This window comes from Arthrobacter sp. S2(2024), from assembly GCF_036662515.1.
Taxonomy (GTDB): Bacteria; Actinomycetota; Actinomycetes; order Actinomycetales; family Micrococcaceae; genus Arthrobacter.
This window is the reverse complement of record NZ_JAYKZI010000006.1, coordinates 102139-126440: the sequence shown is the minus strand read 5'-3', so window position 1 is coordinate 126440 and position 24302 is coordinate 102139. Positions and strand designations below refer to the sequence as shown.

Annotated in this window: 22 protein-coding genes and 1 riboswitch; of the genes, 11 read left to right on the top strand and 11 right to left on the bottom strand. The window is 64.3% G+C overall.

Translation table 11 applies throughout. The features are described from left to right. The first annotated feature begins 37 nt into the window (after positions 1-37). From rraA to VLA65_RS14110, 3 genes are all read left to right on the top strand, one after another. Complete coding sequence (gene rraA, locus VLA65_RS14120; RefSeq protein WP_306963591.1) at positions 38-520, top strand: ribonuclease E activity regulator RraA; 483 nt, start codon at positions 38-40, stop codon at positions 518-520. A gap of 106 nt (positions 521-626) precedes the next feature. Continuing rightward, positions 627-2279, top strand: coding sequence for an MDR family MFS transporter (locus tag VLA65_RS14115; protein ID WP_284988974.1), 1653 nt, complete (start codon positions 627-629; stop codon positions 2277-2279). A gap of 258 nt (positions 2280-2537) precedes the next feature. Beyond that, positions 2538-3998 carry a sugar porter family MFS transporter gene (locus tag VLA65_RS14110; protein ID WP_332602870.1) on the top strand — a complete coding sequence of 487 codons (1461 nt, stop codon included), beginning with the start codon at positions 2538-2540 and terminating at the stop codon, positions 3996-3998. Between the two features lie 77 nt (positions 3999-4075). On the opposite strand, the gene VLA65_RS14105 is transcribed toward VLA65_RS14110, so the two are convergent. The 3 genes from VLA65_RS14105 to VLA65_RS14095 all read right to left on the bottom strand — a co-directional run bounded on the left by VLA65_RS14105 (position 4076) and on the right by VLA65_RS14095 (position 6379). Beyond that, positions 4076-5302: an MFS transporter gene (locus VLA65_RS14105; protein ID WP_332602869.1), complete on the bottom strand. Its 1227-nt coding sequence runs from the start codon at positions 5300-5302 to the stop codon at positions 4076-4078. Positions 5303-5346: 44 nt separating this feature from the next. Further along, the gene (locus VLA65_RS14100; protein WP_332602868.1) at positions 5347-5793 is read right to left on the bottom strand and encodes a MarR family winged helix-turn-helix transcriptional regulator; all 447 of its coding nucleotides are present in this window, start codon (positions 5791-5793) and stop codon (positions 5347-5349) included. A gap of 82 nt (positions 5794-5875) precedes the next feature. Beyond that, positions 5876-6379: a GNAT family N-acetyltransferase gene (locus tag VLA65_RS14095; protein ID WP_059388716.1), complete on the bottom strand. Its 504-nt coding sequence runs from the start codon at positions 6377-6379 to the stop codon at positions 5876-5878. A gap of 158 nt (positions 6380-6537) precedes the next feature. On the opposite strand from VLA65_RS14095, the gene VLA65_RS14090 reads away from it, so the two are divergent. Continuing rightward, entirely contained in the window at positions 6538-8010 is a 1473-nt protein-coding gene (locus tag VLA65_RS14090; protein ID WP_332602867.1) for an amino acid permease, read from the top strand. A gap of 117 nt (positions 8011-8127) precedes the next feature. On the opposite strand, the gene VLA65_RS14085 is transcribed toward VLA65_RS14090, so the two are convergent. After that, the gene (locus VLA65_RS14085; RefSeq protein WP_332602866.1) at positions 8128-8859 is read right to left on the bottom strand and encodes an NAD(P)-dependent oxidoreductase; all 732 of its coding nucleotides are present in this window, start codon (positions 8857-8859) and stop codon (positions 8128-8130) included. 60 nt (positions 8860-8919) lie between these two features. Here VLA65_RS14085 and VLA65_RS14080 point away from each other — a divergent pair, with 60 nt between their 5' ends. Continuing rightward, positions 8920-9408, top strand: coding sequence for a MarR family winged helix-turn-helix transcriptional regulator (locus VLA65_RS14080; protein ID WP_332602865.1), 489 nt, complete (start codon positions 8920-8922; stop codon positions 9406-9408). A gap of 195 nt (positions 9409-9603) precedes the next feature. Here the strand turns inward: VLA65_RS14080 and VLA65_RS14075 are convergent, their stop codons facing one another. The 3 genes from VLA65_RS14075 to VLA65_RS14065 all read right to left on the bottom strand — a co-directional run bounded on the left by VLA65_RS14075 (position 9604) and on the right by VLA65_RS14065 (position 13499). Then, a complete protein-coding gene (locus VLA65_RS14075; protein ID WP_332602864.1) occupies positions 9604-10752 on the bottom strand; it encodes a mannitol-1-phosphate 5-dehydrogenase in 1149 nt (382 codons plus the stop codon). Beyond that, on the bottom strand, positions 10752-12707 hold the full coding sequence (locus tag VLA65_RS14070) for a PTS mannitol transporter subunit IICBA (RefSeq protein WP_332602863.1): 1956 nt from the start codon (positions 12705-12707) through the stop codon (positions 10752-10754). The genes VLA65_RS14075 and VLA65_RS14070 overlap by 1 nt, the downstream gene beginning before the upstream one ends. A gap of 69 nt (positions 12708-12776) precedes the next feature. Beyond that, on the bottom strand, positions 12777-13499 hold the full coding sequence (locus tag VLA65_RS14065) for a TetR/AcrR family transcriptional regulator (protein WP_332602862.1): 723 nt from the start codon (positions 13497-13499) through the stop codon (positions 12777-12779). A 117-nt stretch (positions 13500-13616) separates the two neighbouring features. On the opposite strand from VLA65_RS14065, the gene ptsP reads away from it, so the two are divergent. After that, positions 13617-15305, top strand: coding sequence for a phosphoenolpyruvate--protein phosphotransferase (gene ptsP, locus VLA65_RS14060; RefSeq protein ID WP_284988965.1), 1689 nt, complete (start codon positions 13617-13619; stop codon positions 15303-15305). Between the two features lie 39 nt (positions 15306-15344). After that, positions 15345-15623: an HPr family phosphocarrier protein gene (locus VLA65_RS14055; RefSeq protein ID WP_332602861.1), complete on the top strand. Its 279-nt coding sequence runs from the start codon at positions 15345-15347 to the stop codon at positions 15621-15623. Positions 15624-15767: 144 nt separating this feature from the next. Here VLA65_RS14055 and VLA65_RS14050 read toward each other — a convergent pair whose 3' ends face one another. Both VLA65_RS14050 and VLA65_RS14045 read right to left on the bottom strand, forming a co-directional pair. Continuing rightward, complete coding sequence (locus tag VLA65_RS14050; RefSeq protein WP_332602919.1) at positions 15768-17024, bottom strand: acyl-CoA dehydrogenase family protein; 1257 nt, start codon at positions 17022-17024, stop codon at positions 15768-15770. 113 nt (positions 17025-17137) lie between these two features. Continuing rightward, positions 17138-17914, bottom strand: a complete 777-nt coding sequence (locus VLA65_RS14045; RefSeq protein WP_307053224.1) for a TetR/AcrR family transcriptional regulator — start codon at positions 17912-17914, stop codon at positions 17138-17140. Between the two features lie 60 nt (positions 17915-17974). On the opposite strand from VLA65_RS14045, the gene VLA65_RS14040 reads away from it, so the two are divergent. Beyond that, positions 17975-18370 (top strand): helix-turn-helix domain-containing protein, encoded by a 396-nt coding sequence (locus VLA65_RS14040; protein WP_284988963.1) that lies wholly within the window; start codon positions 17975-17977, stop codon positions 18368-18370. Between the two features lie 5 nt (positions 18371-18375). Here VLA65_RS14040 and VLA65_RS14035 read toward each other — a convergent pair whose 3' ends face one another. Next, positions 18376-18996, bottom strand: a complete 621-nt coding sequence (locus VLA65_RS14035; protein WP_307053223.1) for a TetR/AcrR family transcriptional regulator — start codon at positions 18994-18996, stop codon at positions 18376-18378. Positions 18997-19066: 70 nt separating this feature from the next. On the opposite strand from VLA65_RS14035, the gene VLA65_RS14030 reads away from it, so the two are divergent. Beyond that, on the top strand, positions 19067-20161 hold the full coding sequence (locus VLA65_RS14030) for a flavin-containing monooxygenase (protein ID WP_332602860.1): 1095 nt from the start codon (positions 19067-19069) through the stop codon (positions 20159-20161). An 84-nt stretch (positions 20162-20245) separates the two neighbouring features. Further along, positions 20246-20391: riboswitch (cyclic di-AMP (ydaO/yuaA leader) on the top strand. 14 nt (positions 20392-20405) lie between these two features. Further along, a complete protein-coding gene (locus VLA65_RS14025; RefSeq protein WP_332602859.1) occupies positions 20406-21521 on the top strand; it encodes a hypothetical protein in 1116 nt (371 codons plus the stop codon). Between the two features lie 158 nt (positions 21522-21679). Here the strand turns inward: VLA65_RS14025 and VLA65_RS14020 are convergent, their stop codons facing one another. Then, a complete protein-coding gene (locus VLA65_RS14020; RefSeq protein ID WP_306963614.1) occupies positions 21680-22894 on the bottom strand; it encodes a PucR family transcriptional regulator in 1215 nt (404 codons plus the stop codon). Positions 22895-23114: 220 nt separating this feature from the next. On the opposite strand from VLA65_RS14020, the gene ald reads away from it, so the two are divergent. Next, a complete protein-coding gene (ald, locus tag VLA65_RS14015) occupies positions 23115-24233 on the top strand; it encodes an alanine dehydrogenase (RefSeq protein ID WP_332602858.1) in 1119 nt (372 codons plus the stop codon). The last annotated feature ends 69 nt before the right edge of the window (positions 24234-24302 follow it).

The following is a 24302-nucleotide window of genomic DNA, read 5'->3' as shown; positions in this document are numbered from 1 at the left end:
CGTTAGGGTAACTCCAACGGACCGAGGAGGATCAACGATGAACAGCCCAGCGAACCCCATCAACACCGCCGATCTCTACGACGAGCGTGCCGAAGAAGTCGAGTCGATATCACTGCAGTTCCAGGACCTCGGCGGCATGTCCCACTTCAACGGCCCCGTTCGCACCATCAAATGCTTTGAGGACAATGCGTTGGTGAAGACCATTCTGGCAACACCGGGCGAGGGCGCCGTGCTGGTGGTGGACGGTTATGGCTCCCTGCGCACCGCCCTCATGGGGGACATGATTGCCGAAAGCGCCGTCGCGAACGGCTGGGCCGGCGTCGTGATTAATGGGGCCATCCGCGATCGCGTGGCGATCGCGAAGCTGCCTCTGGGCGTCAAAGCCCTTGGTAGCAACCCCAAGAAGAGCTCCAAAGTGGGCCGTGGCGAAGTGGACATCGCCTTGGTGATTGACGGAGTGCACATCGAACCCGGCAACCTGATCTACTGCGATCCTGACGGGATTCTCGTGGAGCGGTGACATTTTCCTCGCCAATCGGGTAAGACAGGGAATACAGGAGCCATTAGGATAGTTACTGAAAGCAACTATCCTGCTTAGTCCCCTTACATCCACCCTTGGAGAAGCAATGTCCAACGCCACGCCTGTGCGGGCCGCCGGAGAGGTCTTGACACACCGTCAGACGCTTACCGTCATGGTGGGCCTCATGCTCGGCATGTTCCTGTCCTCCCTGGACCAGACCATTGTGTCCACGTCCATTTACACGATCGCCAACGACCTGGACGGCCTGTCCCTGCAGGCGTGGGCCACTACGGCCTACCTCATCACATCCACGGTGACCACCCCGTTGTACGGCAAGCTCAGCGACATCTTCGGCCGCCGCCCGCTGTACCTCGCCGCGATCCTGATCTTCCTCGCCGGATCCCTGTACGCCGGTTCCGTGCATTCCATGACCGAGCTCGCCATCGCCCGCGGCATCCAGGGTATGGGCGCCGGCGGTCTGCTGGCCCTCGCCTTGACGATCATCGGCGACATCGTTGCCCTGAAGGATCGTGCCAAGTACCAGGGCTACTTCATGTCCGTCTTTGGCGTATCCTCGGTTCTCGGTCCCGTGGTCGGCGGCGCCTTCGCAGGCTCGGCCAACATCCTTGGCTTCGACGGCTGGCGCTGGGTCTTCTTCATCAACCTTCCCATAGGCTTGGCCGCACTGGCTGTGGTGTTCTTCTACCTGCACCTGCCCGCGAAGCACGTCAAGCAGAAGATCGACTATTGGGGCGCGGCAGCCATCACGCTGGCAATCGTCCCGCTGCTGCTCGTGGCCGAACAAGGCCGCAGCTGGGGCTGGACCTCCGGGAACGCATGGATCTGCTACGGGCTTGGCGTCATCGGTATCATCGCCTTCCTCCTGGTTGAGCGGCGTGCCGGCGACTACGCGCTGATCCCCCTGCGGCTCTTCAGGAACATCACCTTCGGTTTGTCCTCGCTGCTGAACTTCATCATCGGTATCGGCATGTTCGGGGCCATCGCGATGCTCCCGATGTACCTGCAGCTGGTCAAGGGCCTCACACCCACCGAGGCCGGCCTCATGATGATCACCTTCACCGTGGGCATCCTCTTCGGTTCCATTACAGCGGGACGGACCATCTCGGCGTCGGGCGTTTTCCGGATCTTCCCGATCCTCGGCACCGGCATCCTGACCGCCGCTGCCATCGTCATGGGCCTGTCCCTCGGCGTGGACACCGGCCTCTGGGTTCCCGGCCTGATCGCCGTCTTCTTCGGCATGGGCCTGGGCTTCTGCATGCAGCCGCTCACTCTGGCCATGCAGGTCTCCGTGCCGCCGAAGGACATGGGCGTGGGCACGTCCACCGCGGCGTTCTTCCGATCCATGGGCGGCGCCGTGGGTACCGCCGTGTTCATCTCGATGCTCTTCAGTCTGGCCGCCGACAAGATCGCCTCGGGCATGAAGGACGCCATGGGCAGCGCGGACTACCTCAAGGTGCTCAAGGATCCTGCGGTTGCCGCGGATCCCGCCAACGCCAAGCTGTACGACTTCTTCAAGAACGGCGCCACAAACGATTCGCTGAACGACACCAGCTGGCTGCACCACGCCAACCCGGCGCTCACGCGGCCTATCCTTGAAGGCTTCGCGCAGTCGATCGACACTGTGATGCTGACCGCCGCGGCGCTCACCGGCCTCGCGTTCCTCATCACGTTCGCCTTGCCGAACAAGAAACTCACGGATCCGAAGGCGGCAGCGAAGGAATCCGTTTCCGCGCACTAATATCTCGATCCGCGTCACGGCAGGCAGTCTTTTGGACTGCCTGCCGTTGTCGTTTCCAACGTTTGCGCGGTGGAGCGCCCGACGGCGGCGCGAAAGTTTGCGTGGCGTGACACGTCCGGTGTGGCTGGTGGGGTTGACTGGAAGTCACGCTGGCGGCGTGCCACACTGTGTAGCGCGAGTGCACCGGCGTCCCCGTCGGAACCAGCTGCCGACGACGACCGCGCCGCACAATCCACCACATTTCCTCAAGGGAGAGCCATGCCCAAATCCAGCTCCGACAGCCGTTCCGGCGTCCCACGCAAAGTAATTGGCCTGGCCGTTGCCGGAGCTGTGGGCGGTTTCCTCTTCGGCTTCGATTCCTCCGTGGTCAACGGCGCCGTCGACGCGATGAAGGACGAATTCATGCTGAGCGAAGCTGTCACTGGCTTCGCTGTGGCGGTCGCGTTGCTCGGTTGCGCGGCAGGGGCGTACCTCGCGGGGAAGGTGGCCGACCGCTACGGCCGCATCCCGGCCATGAAGCTTGGTGCCGCACTCTTCCTGGTCAGTTCCATCGGGACGGGCTTGGCCTTCAGCGTCTGGGACCTGGTTTTCTGGCGGCTGGTTGGCGGCCTGGGCATCGGCCTCGCGTCGGTGATCGCGCCGGCCTACATCTCGGAAATCTCCCCGCGCCAGGTCCGTGGGCGGCTCGCGTCGCTGCAGCAGCTCGCGATCACCACCGGCATTTTCGCGGCCCTGCTGTCCGACGCCGTCCTGGCCACGTCCGCGGGAAGCGCCCACCACGCGTTGTGGCTGGGAATTGAGGCCTGGCGCTGGATGTTCATCGCGTGCGCCGTGCCCGCCGCGATATACGGCCTGATCGCCTTCCGGCTGCCCGAATCCCCGCATTTCCTGGTCCTCAACGGCAAGGAAGACACCGCACGCAAAATCTTCGACACCCTGATGCCCGGCGATGACACCGAACGCCACATCCGCGAAATCCGCGACTCGATCAAGCAGGACGAGCTCTCCACCAAGAAGGGCTCCCTGCGTGGCAAGGCCTTCGGCCTGCAGCCCGTTGTGTGGATCGGCATCATCCTGTCCGTGCTGCAGCAATTCGTCGGCATCAACGTGATCTTCTACTACTCCACCACCCTGTGGAAAGCAGTCGGCTTCCACGAGCAGGACTCCCTGACCATCTCGGTGGCAACGTCCGTCACCAACATCCTGGTGACCCTCGTGGCCATCGCCCTCGTGGACCGCATCGGCCGCCGGCCCATCCTGCTGGCGGGCTCGATCGGCATGGCCGTGTCCCTGGGTGCGATGGCGTTGGCCTTCTCTTCTGCCACCGGGACAGGCTCTTCGGTTTCCTTGAGCGGCGTCTGGGGTCCTGTGGCCCTCGTTGCCGCCAACGTCTTCGTGGTGAGCTTCGGCGCGTCGTGGGGACCGTTGGTGTGGGTGCTCCTGGGCGAGATCTTCCCGTCCCGCATCCGGGCCCGTGCGCTCGGCCTGGCCGCCGCAGCCCAGTGGATCGCCAACTTCGCCATCACCTTGAGCTTCCCCGTCATGGCGGCCGGTTCGCTGCCGCTGACGTACGGCATGTACGCACTGTTCGCGGCGGCGTCGTTCTTCTTCGTCATGTTCAAGGTGCCAGAAACCAACGGCATGTCCCTCGAACAGGCCGACACTTTGTTCGTCCCGAAGGGCTCCAAGCCTGCGGAGCTCGCGGTCACACCCAAGTAGTCTCCACCCAACTGACTCGCAGTTGTTGTCGTTATGAGGCCTCAAAACGACAACAACTGCGAGTTAGTTGGGCCCTGCTACACGAGGTGCGGTTCGTGGGACTTCAGGAAGCGGCGGCCGCCAGCGGCCACGAGGATCGCGAACGCGAGGGCAAGGGCGGCCGCGAAGAACGGAACCTGCGGGCCGAAGTGCTCACCCAGTTGGGCCGCGACAAACGGAGCCAGCGCCCCGCCCATCCAGCGCACAAAGTTATAGCCGGCCGAAGCCACGGGACGCGGCGAATCGGAGACCTCCATGGCCAGTTCGGTGTAGAGCGTGTTGTTGATGCCCAGCAGGGCGCCCGCCACAATGACAAGCACGACGACGGCAGTCACCGAGTGCCCCGCGGCCAGTCCCAGCCCGACGAGGTCCAGCAAAAGAGCGGCGAGGGTGCCGACCAGGACGTTGGTGGTGCCGAATCGACGCTGCAGCAGGGGAGCCACGAAGACCGAGAACACGGCCACTGCTACGCCCCAACCGAAGAACACGGCACCGATACCGTAGGCGTCCATTCCAAGGATGAAGGGCGTGAAGGCAAGGATCGTGAAGAAGCCGTAGTTGTAGAACAGGGCACTGGCCGCAGTGGTGCGGAGGCCCTTGTGGCCCAGGGCAAGGAGAGGGTCACGCAAATGGGCCTTCGTTGCCGGCGTCGGGGTCTTGGGCAACAAGGCCAGCAAGGCGATGAAGGAAACGGCCATGAGGACGGCGGTGCCGAAGAACGGTGCGCGCCACTGCCAGCCGCCCAGAAGCGCGCCGAGCAATGGGCCGAGGGAAATGCCCAGGCCAAGGGCTGCTTCGTACAGGATGATCGCAGTTCCGGTTCCACCGCTCGCGACGCCGACAATCACGGCGAGCGCGGTGGCTACGAAGAGAGCGTTTCCAAGTCCCCAACCCGCGCGGAATCCGACCAGCTCACCCACGCTTCCGGACAGGCCGGAGAGCGAGGCGAACACGACAATCAGGGCAAGGCCGATCATGAGCGTCTTCTTGCCGCCGATCCGCGAAGAGACGAACCCCGTCACGAGCATCGCCACCGCAGTCACGAGGAAGTAGCTCGTGAAGAGCAACGACACTTGGCTGGGGCTGGCCTGGAGGTTCTTGGCGATGGCCGGCAGGATCGGGTCCACCAAGCCGATGCCCATGAAGGCGAAGACAGCGGCAATCGCCGTGGCCCACACAGCCTTGGGCTGCTTGAGGAACGAAGCCTTCTCGGCCTCGAGGGTTTCTTCCGCTGGCTGCAGTTGATCTGCGAGCTGGCCTTTCATGGACTGCTCTCCTAGTTTCTTGGCTTGTTCAGTACTTGGCTTGTTCAGTTCTGGACTGAATGGTTGATCTTGTCGAACACCGGAAGGGCGGCTTCCACGGCGTCGCGTTCTGCCTGGCTTAGCGTTCCGAGGATCCCGGCGATGAATTCGTTACGGCGACGGTCTGCGTTCTCGACGGCGGCACGCCCCGCCGCCGTCGCGGCGACGCGGACGGCACGGGAGTCGTCCGGGTCCGCTTCGCGTTTGACCAGGCCCGCGCGCTCAAGCTTGATGATCTGCTCCGTGGCACTGGGAACCTTGACCCCAAGGTTCCGTGCGATCCCACCGACGCGGGCACCGCCGTCGAGCGCCATCTTGAGGACGCCAAGCTGGGCAGAGCTGAGTTGCTCCTCGGAATCGAGGCGGCGCATCACGTAGACGCTCTGCCGCAAAGCTTCCCGGAATGATTGGGCGAGGGCAAGGAGCGCGTCGTCAACGTGACTGGTATTCATATTTAGGTATCCTAACAGTTAGGCTGCCTAAATATCAAGGGGTGCGGGCCTTTGGTTTGGCGCGGCCTCCAGGCCGCCCGCGCTACAGCGCCAGCTTCATTCCCTCGTGACTTGCCACGAAACCAAGCCGCTCATAGAAGCGATGGGCGTCCTTGCGGGACTTGTCGCTGGTGAGCTGGACCAGGGTGCAGCCCCTGTTCCGCGCCTCTTCGATGGCCCATTGCATCATGGCCGCACCGACGCCGTGATCCCGCAACTCGGCGGCGACGCGCACGGCCTCGATCTGGCAGCGCAGCGAGCCCTTCCGGGCCAAGCCCGGGATGAAACTCAGCTGGAAAGTTGCAACGCAAGCGCCGTTCAAGTGGCCCACCACCAACAGTTGGGCCGGATCCTCGTTGATCTGCTGAAACGCCTGCAGATAGGGGCCGACGTCCTCGGCATTTTCACGGGAACTGCCCAATTGATCGGCGGCGAGCAGTCTCAGAATGGCAGGGAGGTCCTCCCAATGGGCCCGGCGGAGCGTGAAGACGCCTTCGTCCAGAACCATGCTCAACAGCGGCTTCACTCCTGGATTTGCGTGACTCATAACACCAGCCTGACACAAGCTGGCGGCTTCGGTTTACGCGCCTTCATGAATTCTAGGTGAAACGATCAATCACAAATTCTTGAATGGTTCGAGTTAGTTTGGACTAGCAGAATTGTTAGCCACGTCACCATGCGGCGAATCACCCGAAGGATGCAGATATGTCCGACCAGACAACAACGGGGCAACGCACTGCCTCCAGCAAAGACAGCGAGCCGCATCTGGCACGCTCACTGAGCAACCGCCACATCCAGTTGCTTGCCATCGGCGGCGCCATCGGAACAGGCCTGTTCATGGGCTCCGGAAAGACCATCTCTGTCGCCGGGCCGTCCGTGATCTTCGTGTACATGATCATCGGCTTCATGCTGTTCTTCGTCATGCGCGCCATGGGCCAACTCCTGCTGTCCAACCTGAACTACAAGTCCTTCAGCGACTTCGCCGGCGACCTCCTCGGTCCCTGGGCAGGCTTCTTCACCGGCTGGACCTATTGGTTCTGCTGGGTGGTGACTGGCGTGGCCGATGTCATCGCCATCGCGGGTTACGCCAATGAGCTCTGGCCGGGCGTGCCGCTCTGGATTCCAGGGCTCGCGACCATCGTCATCCTGCTCCTCCTGAACCTCCCCACAGTGAAGGCCTTCGGCGAGACTGAGTTCTGGTTCGCGCTCATCAAGATCATCGCCATCGCCGCGTTGATCATCGTGGGCATCGTGATGATTTCCACCGGCTTCACGTCCAACGCCGGCGCCGCGAGCTTCACCAACCTCTGGAGCCACGGCGGCTTCTTCCCCAAGGAATTCATGGGGTTCGTTGCCGGCTTCCAGATCGCCGTCTTCGCCTTTGTGGGTATCGAACTGGTGGGCACCGCCGCGGCCGAGACCAAGAACCCGGAGCACAACCTGCCCCGCGCCATCAACGCCATCCCGGTCCGGGTCATGCTGTTCTACGTCGGCGCGCTCATCATCCTGATGTCCGTCATCCCGTGGACCGAGTTCAAAGCCGGCCACAGCCCGTTCATCGCGATGTTCTCCCTGGCCGGACTGGGCATCGCGGCCACCGTGGTGAACCTCGTGGTCCTGACTTCCGCCATGTCCTCGGCCAACTCCGGTATCTACTCGACGTCGCGCATGGTGTTTGGCCTGGCGAACGACGGCGATGCCCCGAAGATGTTCGGCCGTCTTTCGAGCCGCAAGGTTCCGCAGAACGCCCTGTTCCTGTCCTGCGTGCTTCTCCTTGGCGGCGTCGCCCTGCTCTACGCGGGCAAAGACATCGGAGCAGCTTTCGACATGGTCACCACGGTGTCCGCCGTCTGCTTTATGTTCGTGTGGTCGATCATCCTGGCCAGCTACCTCGTCTTCCGAAAGCGCCGGCCCCAACTGCACGAGGCATCGACGTTCAAGATGCCCGGCGGGATCGTGATGGTGTGGGTGGTCTTCGCCTTCTTCGGCTTCCTGGTCTGGGCCCTGACGACGCAGCCGGACACCCTCACAGCTTTGCTCGTAACGCCCATCTGGTTCGCGATCCTCGCCGTCGCCTACGCCTTGGTCCGGAAATCGCCATTGCACCAAGCCCGCGTCGCCGAGTGGAAGGCCATGGCCGAAACCGAGACGGCCGCAGTCGAAACCGCCGCCCGCTAGGACGCCCGCTCACATATAGCGGCCAATCTTCCGACGCGCGCTCACCTATATGGGCAAAACCCGAAACCCTCCTTCACGTCATCACGCGAAGGAGGGTTTCGGGCATTCTGTGGCGGCTCATGACAACTTTCCCACAGGAACGCTGTCGGGCGCGGCCTTCTTGCTGCTGGCCTCGCGGAAAAGCAGCTGAATGAGGCTCGGCTTCTGCGAAAAGGTTGCGACTGCTACGTTTTTGCGCACGAACTCGTCCGAAGTGAGTTGCCTGAGCATTGAGTCCGCAAGGTCGGCCCGCGACGTGAAAGTGCCATTTATGTAGTCAACGGCCATCTTGTATTCAGTCACGGAATCGGTTTCGAAAAGACCGGAAGGCCGCATGATTGTCCAATCCAGGCCGCTGGCGGCGACAGCAGATTCCATTCGCCGCATGTCCTCGTACAGGGTCTTCCCCAGCAGCTTGGTAACGAGTGGCTGCAGCAATTTCTCGAAAAGGAACCCTCCATGCGGGCCGGCCGTAGTGTCGGTGGCGCTGGAGCTCACGCAGACCAATCGACGGACGCCGTGGTTGCCCATTGCCCGGATGATGTTGCCGGTGCCCACTGAATAGACCGTGATCGGCTGTCGGCTGTATGGAACGCCGAGGGTTGAGAGGACGGCATCACTTCCTTCGACGACGGCGCTCACGTCCTCGAAGTTGTACACATCGGCGCCGACCACACTTAGGCCGGGAGCGGAAATCGGGAATTCGTGCGGCCTGCGCGTGACAGCGGTGACGACGTGTCCGGCGTCGAGCGCTTGTGCGGTGAGAATCCTTCCGGTGGGGCCGTTCGCCCCGAATACTGCAATCTTCATGTGATGCGGCCTCCGGTATTCTTGTCCTAGGAAAACCATACAATACAGAAACGATATCATATGAGTTCCATATCAAATCAAGAGGCGGCAACTCCGCGCCGTCGGCGGCGTGCTGTCGCTGAGCTCAAAGCCGAGCTTCGGGGCGTGCGCGTGCAACTAGCCGTACTCAATCACCAGGTCGGCACCCAAGCCGAGCTGAAGGACGTTGACCTTGATTGTCTTGACCTGATCTCAAGCCGCGGGCCGCTCAGCCCGAGCATGTTGGCCAAACACGCGGGCCTGCACCCGGCCACCATGACTGGCATCCTCGACCGGCTTGAACGCGGAGGCTGGATTGTCCGGGACCGCGATCCGTCCGACCGGCGCGCCGTAGTGATCCGGGTTCTTCCCGACAGAAACGCCGAGATGTTCCGCCTCTACTCGGGAATGAACAGCCTCATGGACACCATCTGCGCAGACTACGACGACTCCGAAATCGCCGTCATCACGGATTTCCTGCGGCGCGTCCATGCCGCCGGGCGAACGGCGTCGGAAGAACTCGGCAACTAGTCGACGCTTCCCTACTTTTAGAGCCTTAAAGCACTCACCCTCCTTCACATCAGGTGAAGCAGGGTGAGCGAGCGTTCAGGAAAAAGCCGGCATATCCGAGCGAGCGTCCCGGAAAAGGCCCGCATATCTGAGCGGGCGTCGCAGGCCGGCTGGCACGCGGGCGCACCGGACCGCCAGCGGGCGTCGCCGGAAAGCCTAGGCCTCGGCCTTGCGGTCTTCGATCAGCTTCTGCACTTGCGGGAACAACGGGTGCGACGGCGGCAGTTCAGTGATCCGCTCAACCGCCTCGGCGGCGTCCATCTCTGAAAGCATCCGGGCGAGTTCCACGGCTTCGTCGTCGGCCCCGTCGTCGAAACGCAGGGCGGCCGACATCGCGTCGAGCAAGGCGACGGGAGTGACTCCGCGCTCGGCCAGTTCTGCCGCCGGGCCGATGAACCGTTCGTGCCGGCCCAACTTCCGGAGCGGAGCACGGCCAACCCGGTTCACGGTGTCCGGCAAGTACGGGTTGGTGAAGCGGGACAGGATCTTCTGCACGTACGCTTCCTGCTCGGCTTCGACGAAGCCGTGCTTGGCCACGAGAAGCTGCTTGGTCTCCTCCAGCACGGCCCGCACCCGGGCGGCCACGGAGGCGTCGGCCATCGCATCGGAGATCTTCTCCAGGCCGGCGCCGTAGCCGAAGTACGCTGCCGAGGCATGTCCTGTATTGACCGTGAACAGCTTCCGTTCGATATACGGACCGAGCTCATCCACAAAGGTCGCGCCGGGGATCACTGGCGCCGCCCCCGCGAACGGCGTGCGGTCGATGACCCACTCGTAGAAGGTCTCCACAGTGACGTCCAGGCCTTGGCCCGGCGCCTGGTTGGGGACAATTCTGTCCACCGCGGTATTCGCAAAAACAGCAACGGAGGAAAGATCGCCCGCGGCACCGTCCCACGCCGCTTCCACTTCGGAACGCAGGAGGTCCGTGGCGTTGATCGCGTTCTCGCAGGCCATCACCTGGAGCGGAGCCAACGACGGCGAGCGGCCGGCGATGCCCCGCGCGATCACGGGTGCCACGAACTTCAGGATGTGCGGCCCCACCGCCGTGGTGACGAGGTCCGCCGTCGCGATTTCCGCGACGACGGCAACCTCTTCGGTGCCCGAATTCAGGGCCCGGAAACCGGACACGGTCTTGACTGCCGCGTTTTCGCCGACCTCGTGGACCTCGTAGGAGGACACGGAGGCGAGCTGGCTGATCAAGGCATCCGCTACATCGGCGAAGACCACCTCATATCCGGCCTCGTGCAGCAGCAAGCCGACGAACCCTCGTCCGATGTTCCCTGCCCCAAAATGGACTGCCTTCACTATGCGTTGACCTTCCCGAACAGATCCAGCACTTCCTGAACCGACGTGGCCTGTTCAAGCTGGGCCACTTGCGCCTTGTCCGTGAAGATCTTGGCGATGGAGGACAGGATGTGGAGGTGCTCGTTGTTGATGCCGGCGACGCCGACGACGAACTTGACCTGCTTGCCGCCCCAGTCGATGCCCTCGGGATAGCGGACGATCGACACACCGGAGTGCAGGATGTGGTTCTTGGCAGCGTTCGTGCCGTGCGGGATGGCCAGGAAGCTGCCCATGTACGTGGACACCGATTCCTCGCGCTCATGCATGGCGTGAATGTAGCCCATGTCCACGGCGCCGCGGTCCAGCAGGAGCTTGCCTGCTTCGTCGATGGCCGAGTCACGATCCGTCGCGGTGCCGGTGAGGATCACGCTTTCGGGGAGCAGGACATCCTTGCCCCCGACGACGGCTGGCTGGGCCGCGTGGGCACCGGCGGCCGGTTCGGCAACCGCCGTCGAGCCCTCAGCGCCGGATCCGGCGTTGCTGCTCTTGACCAGTTCCACAATCTCCTCGTACCGGGGACTGTTCATGAAGTTGTCCACGGAGACGTGCACGGCGCTGGAGGTGACCGGACGCGCGCGTTCTGTCAGGTCCTGGTGCGTGACCACGACGTCGTAAGTGTCGCTGAGGTTGGCAATGGCCGAATTGGTGACCTTGACTTCCGGGAAACCGGCTGCCTTGATCTTGTTGCGCAGGACCGAGGCACCCATCGCGCTGGAGCCCATGCCGGCGTCGCACGCGAACACGATGTTCTGGATAGGACGGGTCAGGACGGCGGTACCGCCGCCGGCGCCCAGGAGGGTGGAGGAAACGGAGCTCTTTTTGCCCTTGAGTTCTTCCATCCTGGACGTTGCCTGGCCCAGCGCGTCCACATCGGTGGTCTTGCTGGTCCGCAGGATCACGGAGGCGATCAGGAAGGACACTGTGGCTGCGAGGAGCACGGACAGGGCGACACCGAAATAGCTGTCTTTCGCTGTCGCGGCAAAGACGGCGATGATGCTGCCAGGGGCTGCCGGCGAACGCAAGCCCGCGCCGGTGACCACCAAGGTGAAGATGCCGGTCATGCCGCCCGCGATCGTGGCGAGGATGAGGATCGGCTTCATGAGAATGTACGGGAAGTAGATCTCGTGGATACCGCCGACAAACTGGATGAGCGCGGCGCCGGGAGCGGATGCCCGTGCCAGGCCCTTGCCGAAGAACATGTAGGCGAGCAGGACGCCGACGCCCGGGCCGGGGTTCGCCTCGAGCAGGAACAAGATGGACTTGCCGTTTTGCAGCGCTTGTTCCGTACCGAGCGGAGTGAGGATGCCGTGGTTGACCGCGTTGTTGAGGAACAGGACCTTGGCGGGTTCGATGAAGATGCTGGTCAGCGGCAGAAGTCCGTTGTGGACCAGGAACTCGACGACGTTGCTCGCGCCGTCGCTGAAGGCCTTAACTACCGGACCGATCACCAACATGCCGAAGATGGCCAGTGCGGCACCGACGATGCCTGCGGAGAAGTTGTCGATCAGCATCTCGAAGCCCGGCTTGACCCGGCCCTCCCACACCTTGTCGAGCTTCTTCATGATCCAGGCCGTGAGCGGGCCCATGAGCATGGCACCGATGAACATCGGAATATCCGTACCCACAATCACACCCATGGTGGCGGCGGCTCCAACCACGCCGCCGCGGATGCCATGGACCGCCCGGCCGCCGGTATAGCCGATCAGCAGCGGCAACAGGTACGTGATCATGGGGCCCACGAGTTTGGCCAGGTCCGCATTGGGGAAGAACCCTGCCGGGATGAACAGGGCGGTGATGATGCCCCATGCAATAAAGGCCCCGATGTTGGGCATGATCATGCCCGAGAGGAACGTTCCGAACTTTTGGACACCAACGCGCACGCTGGTGCGCGGTTTCGCAACTGACGCTGTTGCCATTGTGTGAATTCCTAACGTGAGTCCCGCATCAATGCGGAATCAGTCGATATCTATCGAAGGAGGACAGCTCTAGGAGCTGCTGGAGATTCGGTGAAGCCATTCAAGGAACAGCTTCAGTTCCGAACTGGATAGCTGGTCTGAATGCGAGGCTTGGAGTGCCGCATTCAGCGCGATTGCCGCAACAACAACGGACGACTTGCCGGAGTCGTCTGCTGCGGCGCCACGGGCTGTTTCCGTGGACACGGCGAAAATCATGGAATCCCGGGTCATGGTGGAGAGTTCGAGGTTCCGGCCTTCCAAAGGCTCTGCGATGAGCATGAGCGTGACGCCAACGTTGGCCGCCAGGATGCTTCTGGCCGCCTCACGCGGGGGTACGTTGATCTGCCCGGCAATGGCCGCCTTGCTCAGCATCTCCTCCAGAAGCGACTCGGCATCAGCCACGATGGCCGGCCTGCTTTCCGGACGGATGTTGCCGAACATCACCAGGTAAAGGTGCGGTTGGGTAAGTCCGAACTGGACGTGGTTGTCCCACATCCGGCGGACATCCTCCAGGGGGACCCCGGAGGGTGCGAAGTCCCGCTCTCCCGCCACGTACTCCTCGAAGCCGGCTGCAACGACGGCGTCGAACAGCCCCTCCTTGTCGCCGAAGTGGTGGTAAAGCGTGGGCGCCGTGACGCCGGCAAGTTTGGTGATTTGGCGCGTAGAGACCGGCGACCCATCCGAATTCGCCAGCAACTCGGCAGCTGCACGGAGCAGCCGAGTTTTGGGCGGAAGCTGGTCATCGAAACTCATAGCCGCTACCCTAGCACCTATAGCAACGCTATATGAAGTGAGTCACAGGAGATTTTTTCGGACCCCGAGGCGCCGCAGCCGGTGGGTCCGATCCGAGAGCAGGAACAGAGGATTTCAGTGCAGAATTTCCAAGGAGTAGGCGTTAGCCCGGGCCGCGTCATTGGCACTATCCGTCAGATGCCCAAACCAGTCAGCGAACCGCCGTCGGGCGAGCAGCTCGCCGCATCGACAACCGCGGAAGACGCCGTCGCGGGCCTCAAAGCGGCGGCACAGTCGGTCCACGACGAACTCAAAGCACGCGCGGACAAGGCCAGCGGCGACGGTAAGGCCGTGCTGGAAGCCACCGCCCTCATGGCCAAGGACACCATGCTCCTGAAATCGGCCACCAAGCTCATCAACAACAACGGCAGCTCCGCCGAACGCGCCATCTGGGAAGCCGGCGCCTCCGTGTCCGAAATGCTCCACAACCTGGGCGGATACATGGCCGAGCGCGCCACCGACGTCCTGGACGTCCGCGCGCGGATCGTCGCCGAACTTCGCGGAGTCCCCGCCCCGGGGATCCCGGCGTCGGACACTCCGTTCATCCTCGTGGCCGAAGACCTCGCTCCCGCCGACACCGCAACGCTGGACCCCGCCGTCGTGACAGCACTGGTTACCTCGGGCGGCGGACCGCAGTCCCATACGGCGATCATCGCGCGCTCGCTCGGCCTGCCCGCCGTCGTCGCGGCCCGCGGAGTGGACGAAATTCCTGACGGCGCAGAAGTCTTTGTGGACGGCGCGGCCGGCTCACTCTCCCTCGAACCCAGCGAAGAACAGCGCGCGGCCGCCCTCGCATGGGTCGAAAACGCCGCCACTCTGGCGGTCTTTGACGGAAACGGCACGACGGCGGACGGCCACTTGGTGCCCCTCCTCGCCAACGTCGGCGGCGCCAAGGACGCTGCCGCGGCCGCCGCGCTTGGCGCGCAGGGCGTGGGCCTTTTCCGCACCGAATTCTGCTTCCTGGAACGCGACACCGAACCGACGGTGCTGGAACAGGCCGCCGCGTACAGGGGCGTGTTCGACGCCTTCCCGGGCAAAAAGGTTGTACTCCGTACCCTCGACGCCGGCGCTGACAAGCCCCTTCCCTTCCTCACCGACGCCACCGAGCCCAACCCTGCCCTCGGTGTGCGCGGCTACCGCACCGACTTCACCACGCCCGGTGTTTTGGATCGCCAGCTCGAGGCCATCGCCATCGCTGCCGACGAAACAGAAGCCGAGGTGTGGGTCATGGCACCCATGATCTCGACCGCCGCCGAGGCCGCCCATTTCGCGTCGATGTGCGATGCCGCGGGAATCAAGACGCCCGGCGTGATGGTGGAAGTTCCCTCCGCGGCATTGACCTCGGCGTCGGTCCTCCGACACGTGGGCTTCGCGTCCCTCGGCACCAACGACCTCACCCAGTACGCCATGGCCGCCGACCGGCAACTCGGCCCCCTCGCCGAACTCAACACCCCGTGGCAGCCCGCCGTCCTGCGCCTCGTTCAGCTGACGGTGGCAGGCTCGGCGGAAGAGGGCCACGGCAAACCGGTTGGTGTCTGCGGTGAGGCTGCCGCGGACCCGGCCCTCGCCGTCGTGCTCGTTGGCCTGGGCGTGTCCACGCTCTCCATGACCGCCCGCTCGCTGGCCGCCGTCGGAACCGTGCTCAAAACGGTGACGCTGGAACAAGCGCAAGAGCTGGCCCGGCTGGCGCTCAGCGCACCCGATGCGCTTGACGCGAAAGCCTGGGTCCGCGCCAAACTGCCGATCCTCGAAGAACTCGGGCTCTGAGCCCCGCTGTACTGCCCCACCTGAACACAAGGAGAAACCATGCCCGAACGCACCGCCACCATCGCCAGCCGCTCCGGACTGCACGCCCGTCCGGCGGCGATCTTCGCCGAAGCCGCGGGGGAATCCCCGGTCGAAGTGACCATCGCGATGGCCGGTTCGCCTGCCAATGACGCGCTCGACGCCGCCAGCATCCTATCGCTCATGACGCTCGGCGCGGCGAAGGGCGACGTCGTCGTGCTTCGGGCCGAGGGCGACGGCGCCGACGCTGCCCTCGATTCCCTGGTGACACTGTTGGAAACGGACCTCGACGCGGAGTAGGCGCCTCCCCCTCAGACGCTCGCTCACCGTTGATTAGCGAGCGAGCGTTACGTCGATTGCGCTCATATCTGAGCGAGCGTCCGGGATTTTGCGCTCATATCTGAGCGAGCGTCTGGGGGGCCGCGCCGGGGGCGGGATACCGCTTTAGGCGAAGGCGGAGATACCCGTGATCGAGCGTCCGATGATCAACGCTTGGACAGTCTCTGTGCCTTCATAGGTATGGATGCCCTCTATGTCGGCGAAGTGCCGGGCCACGCGGTTGGCCAACAAGATCCCGTTGCCACCGAGCAAGTCGCGCGCGTTCGAGGCGATGCTGCGGGCAGTGCGGGTGCAGGTGAACTTCGCGAGCGCCGCCTGCGCGGGAGTCAGCACGCCCTCATCGTCCAGCTTGGTCATCTGCATGACCATGAGCTGCATGGTGGCGAGCTCCGAATGCATCCGGGCAAGTCGCTCCTGCACAATCTGCGAAGCGGCCAGTGGGCGGCCGAACTGCCGGCGTTGGGCCGCGTACTGCACCGCGGTTTCGTAACAGGCAGTGGCGTGCCCGACGGCGGACCAGGCCACTCCCAGCCGGGTCGCCAAGAGCACCCGGGCTGTGTCCTTGAAACTCCGGGCACCCGGGAGCGCGTTTTCCGCCGGGACGAAGACATCCTCAAGGCGGATGTGTGCCTGCCAGATTGCCCTGAGTGACAGCTTGCCTTCAATGGTCGTGGCGGAGTACCCGGGGGAATCCTGGGGGACGAGGTATCCGTGAACCTGCCCGTCGTCGCCACGGGCCCAGACGACGGTCAGCCCGCCGATTGAGCCGTTGCCGATCCATTTCTTTTCACCGTTGAGCACATAGCCGCCATCGACGGCGGTCGCAGTCGTCTCGAGTCCCACCGAATCGGAACCGTGCGCGGGCTCGGTCAAGGCGAAAGCGCCATATTCCTCGGCCCGGGAAAGCACGGGAAGCCAACGGTCCTGCTGCTCTGGGGAACCGCATTCCGCCACGGACCGCAAAGCCAAGCCGCCCTGGACAGCGACCACCGTGCCGATGGAGCCGTCCCCGCGGCTCAGTTCCATGGTGACCAGTCCAGCGGCGGTTTTGCTCATGGCCGGGAACCCGTCGACGTTGATTCCGTCGCGCAGCAGATCAATTTCACCCAGGCGCTTCACCAGATGGAGCGGATACTCCGCGCGCTCCCAGTACCCCGCGATGACCGGGAGCACGTCGTCCTGGACAAAGGTCCGCGCGCGGTCCCAGTAGGCGCGGTCTTCGCGGCTAACGTCCTTGAAGACGGAGGCCGGGTCCGGGTCCAGGGATTCGTTCAGGACATACTCGGGCTCCATGGTGCCAGCCGGAAAAGCTGCGCCGACCGGGAATATGGCATCCAGTTCCTCGGAAGCGCTGTTGGACATCGTCGTCATGGGGGATCCTCGCTCGGGGTTGCGATCTACGACTCCCAGCATGCGCTGACACTCAGTTTCATGTCAAGGAACTCAGTTCCAACCATGGACTCTGCTGGATCGAACTAAGCCAGCGCGTCCCGAACCGCTTGAATGATCTCTTCCGTACCCGCTGCCGGATCGAGGACAGCAACCACGACGGCGGGACGGCCGCCTGGCGCGGACGCGGCACCGGCTGCGTCGCTACCCGCCTCGCCGGTTGAAACATGGGCGAAAGTGTCCGCCAACGCGCCCAATTCACGCCCGAGCCGCGCGGCCAGCTCTTCGGCTTCAGCTTCCCGCACATCGCGCTCCGCGCCCGTGACGCGCTCCGCACCCGCCTCGCGATCGCCAGCAGAAATAGCGCGCAGCCACTGGCGCAAGACGCTGTTGTGCACAGCAACCACCGAAGCGGCAAAGGCCACGGCCGTGACCTCGCGGCTTTCGCCCTCGGGCAGCGCGGAAAGAAGATGATTCCGGAAAGCCCGTTGATAGCGATGCGTCATGACCAGTTCACGGTCACGAAGAGCCGGCACTTGATGCAGAAGCTTGTAGCGGGCGAGGGAGGTTTTCCGGTTGCCCACATGGTGGCCAAAAACGAAGAGCGCGGCATCCACGACGACACCCAACGGATCCGCCGTCGTCCGCGCAAGGAGGTCCTGGACCCGCGCCAGAATACGGTCGTGATCAGCGAAAACAATGTCCTCTTTGGAGCCGAACTTGCGGAAAAACGTGCTCCGGCTGATCCCTGCGGCATCGGCCAGGTCGTCCACGGAGGTCGCGTCATAGCCTTGCCGCACCAGTAGATCGATTGCCGCGGCCACGGCGAGCGCGGGATCCGGATTGGCGGGGTAGTTGACCATAGGCGTGAATCTAACACGGCGGCGTAACCGCACAGCCTTGAGCGCGGCTAGGCTTCTGCCATGGCATTGATAGCTCCCCGCGTGACGCCTGGCTTGCCCGCGGACGACGCCCGTAACCTGGCGCGCTCACTCCAGGACAGCAACGACATCACCGTCTTCGTGGATGGCACGGTCCACCGGCTGCCGGATGAGGCGAGGGACGCCGTCGTCGACCTCCTTGGCAGGCTGGGCCGAGGTGAAGCTGTGACCGTGAGCAGCGTCGAGGAAATGCTCACGACGTCGAGGGCGGCCGAACTCGCGGGAATCTCGCACACCTACCTGCGGAACATGACTGACCGTGGCGAAATCCCGGTGGAATACCGCGGCACGCATCGGCGCATCAGGCTCGCGGACATCATGGCGTGGCTGGAAACCCAGAAGAAGACGGCCGCGGCGGAAGAGGAAAGCAACAAGTAGAAAAGCTACGCGAGGGCGGCCTTGAGCGCAGCGTGGACCCAGTCCCGGTAGCGGTCCAATCCCCAGGCGAAGTCCAGCACGAGTGACCGGTAGGTGTCCGGATGACCCACCGACCAGATCACGGCAGCGGCTTGCTCGTCGCTCATGCCGGAGCTCAGTGCCCCGCGCCGCCTGAGCGCGGCCGCAGCTTCCGCATAGTTCCGTAGCCGGGTTTCGGCCCGGTCCCGCTCCACTTTTGCGGCTTCGGCGTCGACGGCGGAGGCCTGCCGCATGACGGTGAACAATTGGGTGCTCCGCGGATTCACCTCGGCAAACCAGTCGGCCAACAGCGCCAGGACCGCTCCGGCGTCGGCGGCTGCGGCAGTCCGCTCGCGCATGGTCTCCGGCACGGAACGGGGGGCGTCCGGACCCGCCGCCGTCGCGTCGACCACGGCGGAGAGCAGCGCAGCCTTGTTGCCCACGGAGTTGTAGATGGTCTGGACGGCCACACCTGCTTGCTCGGCAACGGCCCCGATAGTGGTGGCCACATACCCTTTGCTCAGAAACAGCTGACGGGCGGCCTCCACCACGGCAGCTTTGGTTGCGACAGCTTGAGCTAAGCGCCTGTCATTTTGCCGGATTTCCACGAAAAAAGAATAGCATTCCAGTGACTGGAATGCTATTCTAATGACCTCGGACACCTCAGGAGGCTTCGCGATGGACAGCAATGAGGCAGTGAACACGGTAATTGTGGGCGCCGGGCAGGCGGGGCTCGCCACCGGATACCACCTGAAGAAACACCGGCAAGATTTCCTCATCCTGGACTCGCAGGCCCGCGTCGGCGACGTGTGGCGGAGCCGATGGGATTCCTTGCGCCTCTTCACCCCGGCGCAGCACGATTCCCTTCCCGGCCTGCCGTTTCCAGCCGCCCGAGGGACCTTTCCCGGCAAAGACGCCATGGCCGAATACCTCGAGAATTACGCCACGAACTGGGAACTCCCGGTAAGCCATGGCGCCCGCGTCGTCGGCATCGAGCGGGAGGACGGCCGGTTCCGGGTGCAGTCCAGCGCCGGGTCGATCCTGGCGAGAAACGTTGTTGTTGCCACGGGCCCGAATACACAGCCACGGGTCCCGGCGTTCGCCAGGGATCTCGATCCCGGCATCCACCAACTGCACGGAGCGAAATACGCCAACCCGGACTCAATTCCGCCCGGAGATGTCCTGGTGGTCGGCTCCGGCACCTCCGGCGTCGAAATCGCCTTGGAGCTCGCACTCACGCACCGCACCTACATCGCAGGAAACCCTCCGTTCCACATTCCAGGCCCCGTGACGCGATACGCCGGCGGGCTTTGGTGGCTCTTCATCCACAAGGTGCTGAACAGATCCACCCCTATCGGCCGCAAGGTCGCGCTCGGGTTCACCCAGCACGGCGCGCCACTGATCCGGACCTCAACGCGGGAGCTCGACGCCGCTGGAGTCACCCGCCTGCCACGCCTGAAGGGCACGCGCGATGGCCAACCCCTGACCGATGAAGGTCACGCGATACCGGTGTCCACGGTCATCTGGGCTACTGGTTACCAACCGGACTTTGGCTGGATCCAAGGACTTCCCACGGATGAGGACGGCTGGCCGCTCACCCTCCGGGGCGCCGTGGAACAACTCCCAGGACTGTTCTTTGTGGGCATGCCCTTCCAATACGGGTTGACCTCCGGCCTCGTGGGCGGGGTCGGCCGCGACGCCGAACACGTCGCGGGACTCATCGCCGGCCAGGCCGGGCAAAAACGGGTCACCGCGCCCGTTATTCAAATGTGACTTTGCATGCCGGCTGTTGTAACGTCGAGGGGCGACCCGGTCCCCAACCGGGCCGCTTCCGGGTTGACGCCGAGCTCTGCCGCAACCCGGAATCCGCCAGACCCGCGGCAGAGACGGGGGACCCAGAGTCTCCGGGCCTACTTCAGGCCCTTGGGGTGAAGCCGCCACGCGCGGCCGGACGGCCTCGTCCGAACCCGACAGCTAACCTCGAAGGCGTTGAGAGGCAATCACCATGTCCCCAACCATGGATCAGCCTCGCCGTGCCCAAGTGGCGGGCGAGAGCACCAAACCAACCGGACGTCGTCGGGCCACAGACAGCGAACCGTTCATCGCTGCGCCGGCTTCCGAACCTTTGAGTTCGACGGCGGCGCCCACCCCCACGGCAACACCGACGACGGCGGCACCCACCACGCGCGCGGCCGCCCGCGCAGCCGAACGGAAGCGGGCCTCAGAAGCCAGCGAAACTGCGGCCATTGAAACAGTGCCTGCCGCGGCGGCAGAACCTGCCACCGCGGCCGTACCGACTGTCGCTGCCGAGACCGCGGCTCCTGCGACAGCTGAGCCGGCCACCGCGGCCATACCGACGGTGTCTGCTGCGACCTTGGCTCGCGCGGCAGCAGAGTCGGCCAAAACCGAGAACGCAGCCACAACGGCACTTCCCGCGGCAACCCGCGCCGGCGCCGGTCCGGCGCCCCTTACCGGTTCCTCCTTCAGCCGTGAACCACACGCCGTCCTCAAGAAGGCCGCCGCCGTCCGGACGATGAGCAACCGAATGGCAGTGGTGACAGGTGCCCTAGGCATCTTGTTGGCCGCCGGCTCCCTGGGACAAGCCCTCGAGTTGCCCTTCTTCGGCCAGGAATCCCGCGCCCAGGACGCTGCCAGCGCAGACAGCCAGGACTCCACGCAATCCGGCGCTCCTTCCACGACGCCAAGCACCTCCCCCAGCGCTGCGGGATCACCTTCGGCAGCTACCCCGAGCGCCAAGTCCGGCCAGGCCGGGGACCCGGCGCAGCATTCGCCGCAAGGACCGGTAGCTGTGGAACCGTCGAGCGTCCCTGCACCGTCGATCTCCGTTCAGGTTCCGGCCCTCCCGTCAGCGCTGCCCCCAAGCCTCACCCCGGCGCCTGTTCCTTCCACCCCGGTTCCGGCTCAGCCTGCGCCGGCTCCCAGCCCCGGTCCGACCGGACCCGCTAGCCCAACCCCGACACCGGATCCGACGGATCCAGCGTCTCCGACTCCCGCACCCACAGGTTCTTGGAAGCCACGGACCCCGGCCAGCCCCACACCGACGCCACCGCCTACCCAACCGGGCGTCGATCTTGGGTCGATTCTGGACGCAGCAACCAAGGCACTGCAGTGAGGATGGGAGGGCATCGAGCATTTGCCGTCGAGTGGCACGGACGATGCTGCCGGAACACCCGGACGCAGATGATTCAGCACCGCCCGGACCGCTGGCGCTGCAGCCTTCAGTTGAGGCAGTTCAACAAGTAGGCCAGCGCGGTTTCCGGTACCTGCGCTTCAAATCCGCGGTCGGCCAGCCCAGCGGCGCGCCTTGAGCGTTGCGTGGAGTTCGAGCCGGGTGGCGCCATTCAGCGGATCCGCTCCGATAAGCTGGCGGACCCTGGCCAGTCGGTTGTAGATGCTGCTGCGGTGCAGGTGGAGCTTCGAGGCCACATCCTGAACGGAGCCGTCGCTGTCGTAAAGCAGTTCGAGCACGGGCAGCAGCTCGCCGTTGCGGTCGGCGTCCTCGATCTCCTGGAAGTGCACGGAACCCGAATCGTCCCAGCCCCCGGGCGCCTGTAGCCGTTCGAACAACTGGTAGATCCCGGCCGAGCGGCTGTCCACGAGCTCGCCGAGCGGAGGATCGACGGCGGCAGCCTGGGCCGCGAGCTTCGACTGCCGGTACGCCCGGCCCAGTTGGCGAATAGCCGCAAACGGCTCGCTGATGCCAAGAATGACGCGGTCCACTTTTCGGCCGGCGCGCTTGGCGAGTTCCAGCTGATAGTGGACCAGGACCTGGGCATGCTCTGCCCGTCCGCCCGTTTCGCGGAACAACAGGACCGAGTGCGTCTCAGTCCCGGCGCTGAAAAGCACGGAATCGACCCCGATAGTGGCCTGCAGTGCGGCGGAACGGTGTGTCAGGGTCGCCGCGATCGGATCAGAGACACCGCCGCTGTCCGCAGCATCGAGCACGGTAACCAGCTGCCACGGTCCCCTGCCTTGGATCTCCTTCCATCCCGCCACGGCCGCCACCGCGTTGGACTCGCCTTGGCATGCAGCGAGGAATTCCTGCTCACGGCGTCGCCGGAACTCCGATTCCGCCGTGTTGGAATCGAGCAACAACCCCGCGAGGAGGTCCAACTCGTCCCGGACACCAGGCAATTCGGCGAGTATCGCCGTCGCGGTCTGCTCGTCAAGGTCCTGCTGGACCCAGAGGTACCCCACACGGAATCCGCGCACCAGCAACGGGACGCAAACGCGCCCGACCATCCCGAGTTCTTCATTGGCGGGTACGACGACGGGACGCACCGCGGTTGCGATGCCGTGCGAGAGCTGCCAGGCGCTGACGTCCACCGGGACACGCTTGCTCAGGAGGAAATTCACGCGCACGCGGTCGGCGTGGGACTGGTTGGAACTGTAGGCGAGCAGCACGCCGTCGAGGTCTTCCAAGGAGAGGCCGCGGCCCAACTTGAGTGCTACGTCCTCGACGATTTTCTCCACGTCTTGCTGCATGGAGAAAACACTACTTTGCCCCACGAACATCAGGCGACACCTGACGCCCTCAATATCGACAAATGTCGAGTCGGGGGCGGCAAAAACCGCGGAATTCCAGGGAAGTCGGCAACCGTGACGATCGCCTTTCCTGTCGGCTGGCTCACAGCGGATTTATTCTGGAAGCACAGTCCCCCGCAGAGAAAAAGGCCGTTGAAGCCTTTCGAAGATGGAGCCCAAAATGATCATCGGTGTCCCCAAAGAGATCAAGAACAACGAATTCCGCGTTGCCATCACGGCCGCGGGCGTTCACGAGTTCCGCACCCACGGCCACACCGTTCTGGTGGAACGGGGCGCAGGCCTGGGCTCCGGTATCACGGACGAGGAATACTCGGTTGCCGGCGCTGAGATCGTGGCCGAGGCCGACGACGTCTGGGCACGCGCTGACATGGTCATGAAGGTCAAGGAACCGATCAAGGCCGAGTACCACCGCTTCCGCAAGGGCCTGATCCTCTTCACCTACCTGCACTTGGCCGCCGAGGCCGAGCTGACCCAGGAACTCATCAACTCCGGCGTCACGGCCATCGCCTACGAAACCGTCCAGGACGGCCGCGCGCTGCCTCTGTTGGCACCCATGTCCGAGGTTGCCGGCCGCCTGTCGGTCGTCGTCGGCGCTTCCTCCCTCATGGCTCCGGCCGGTGGCAAGGGTGTGCTGCTGGGTGGCGTCCCCGGCGTCCGCCCGGCCAAGGTTGTTGTCCTCGGCGCCGGTGTTGCCGGTACCAACGCCGCCGCCATGGCCTTGGGCCTGGGCGCCGACGTCACCATCCTGGACATCAACATCAACCGCCTCCGCGAACTGGACGCGCTCTACCAGGGCCGCCTGAAGACGGTCGCCTCCAACGCATACGAGATCGAGAAGTCCGTGGTCGACGCCGACCTCGTCATCGGTTCCGTGCTGATCCCGGGCGCCAAGGCCCCCAAGCTGGTCACCAACGAGCTGGTCTCCCGCATGAAGCCCGGCTCCGTGCTGGTGGACATCGCCGTGGACCAGGGCGGCTGCTTCGAGGACACGCACCCCACCACGCACCAGGAACCCACGTACAAGGTCCACAACACGATCTTCTACTGCGTCGCCAACATGCCGGGCGCCGTTCCGAACACCTCCACCTGCGCCCTGACCAACGTCACCCTGCGCTACGCGGTGTCACTGGCCAACCTGGGCGTCAGGGCCGCATTCGACCGCGACCCCGCACTGGCGGCCGGACTCAACATCGCGGCAGGCAAGGTCACGCACCGCTCGGTTTCCGAGGCGCACAACCTGCCCCTCGTCGCCGATTGGCACAACCTGGTCTCGGCATAGTTTCCTCTCCGCCCCTCACCGGGGCGGCTTAGCGATCACGACGGCGGGGTGCGGCTTCCACGGGAAGCG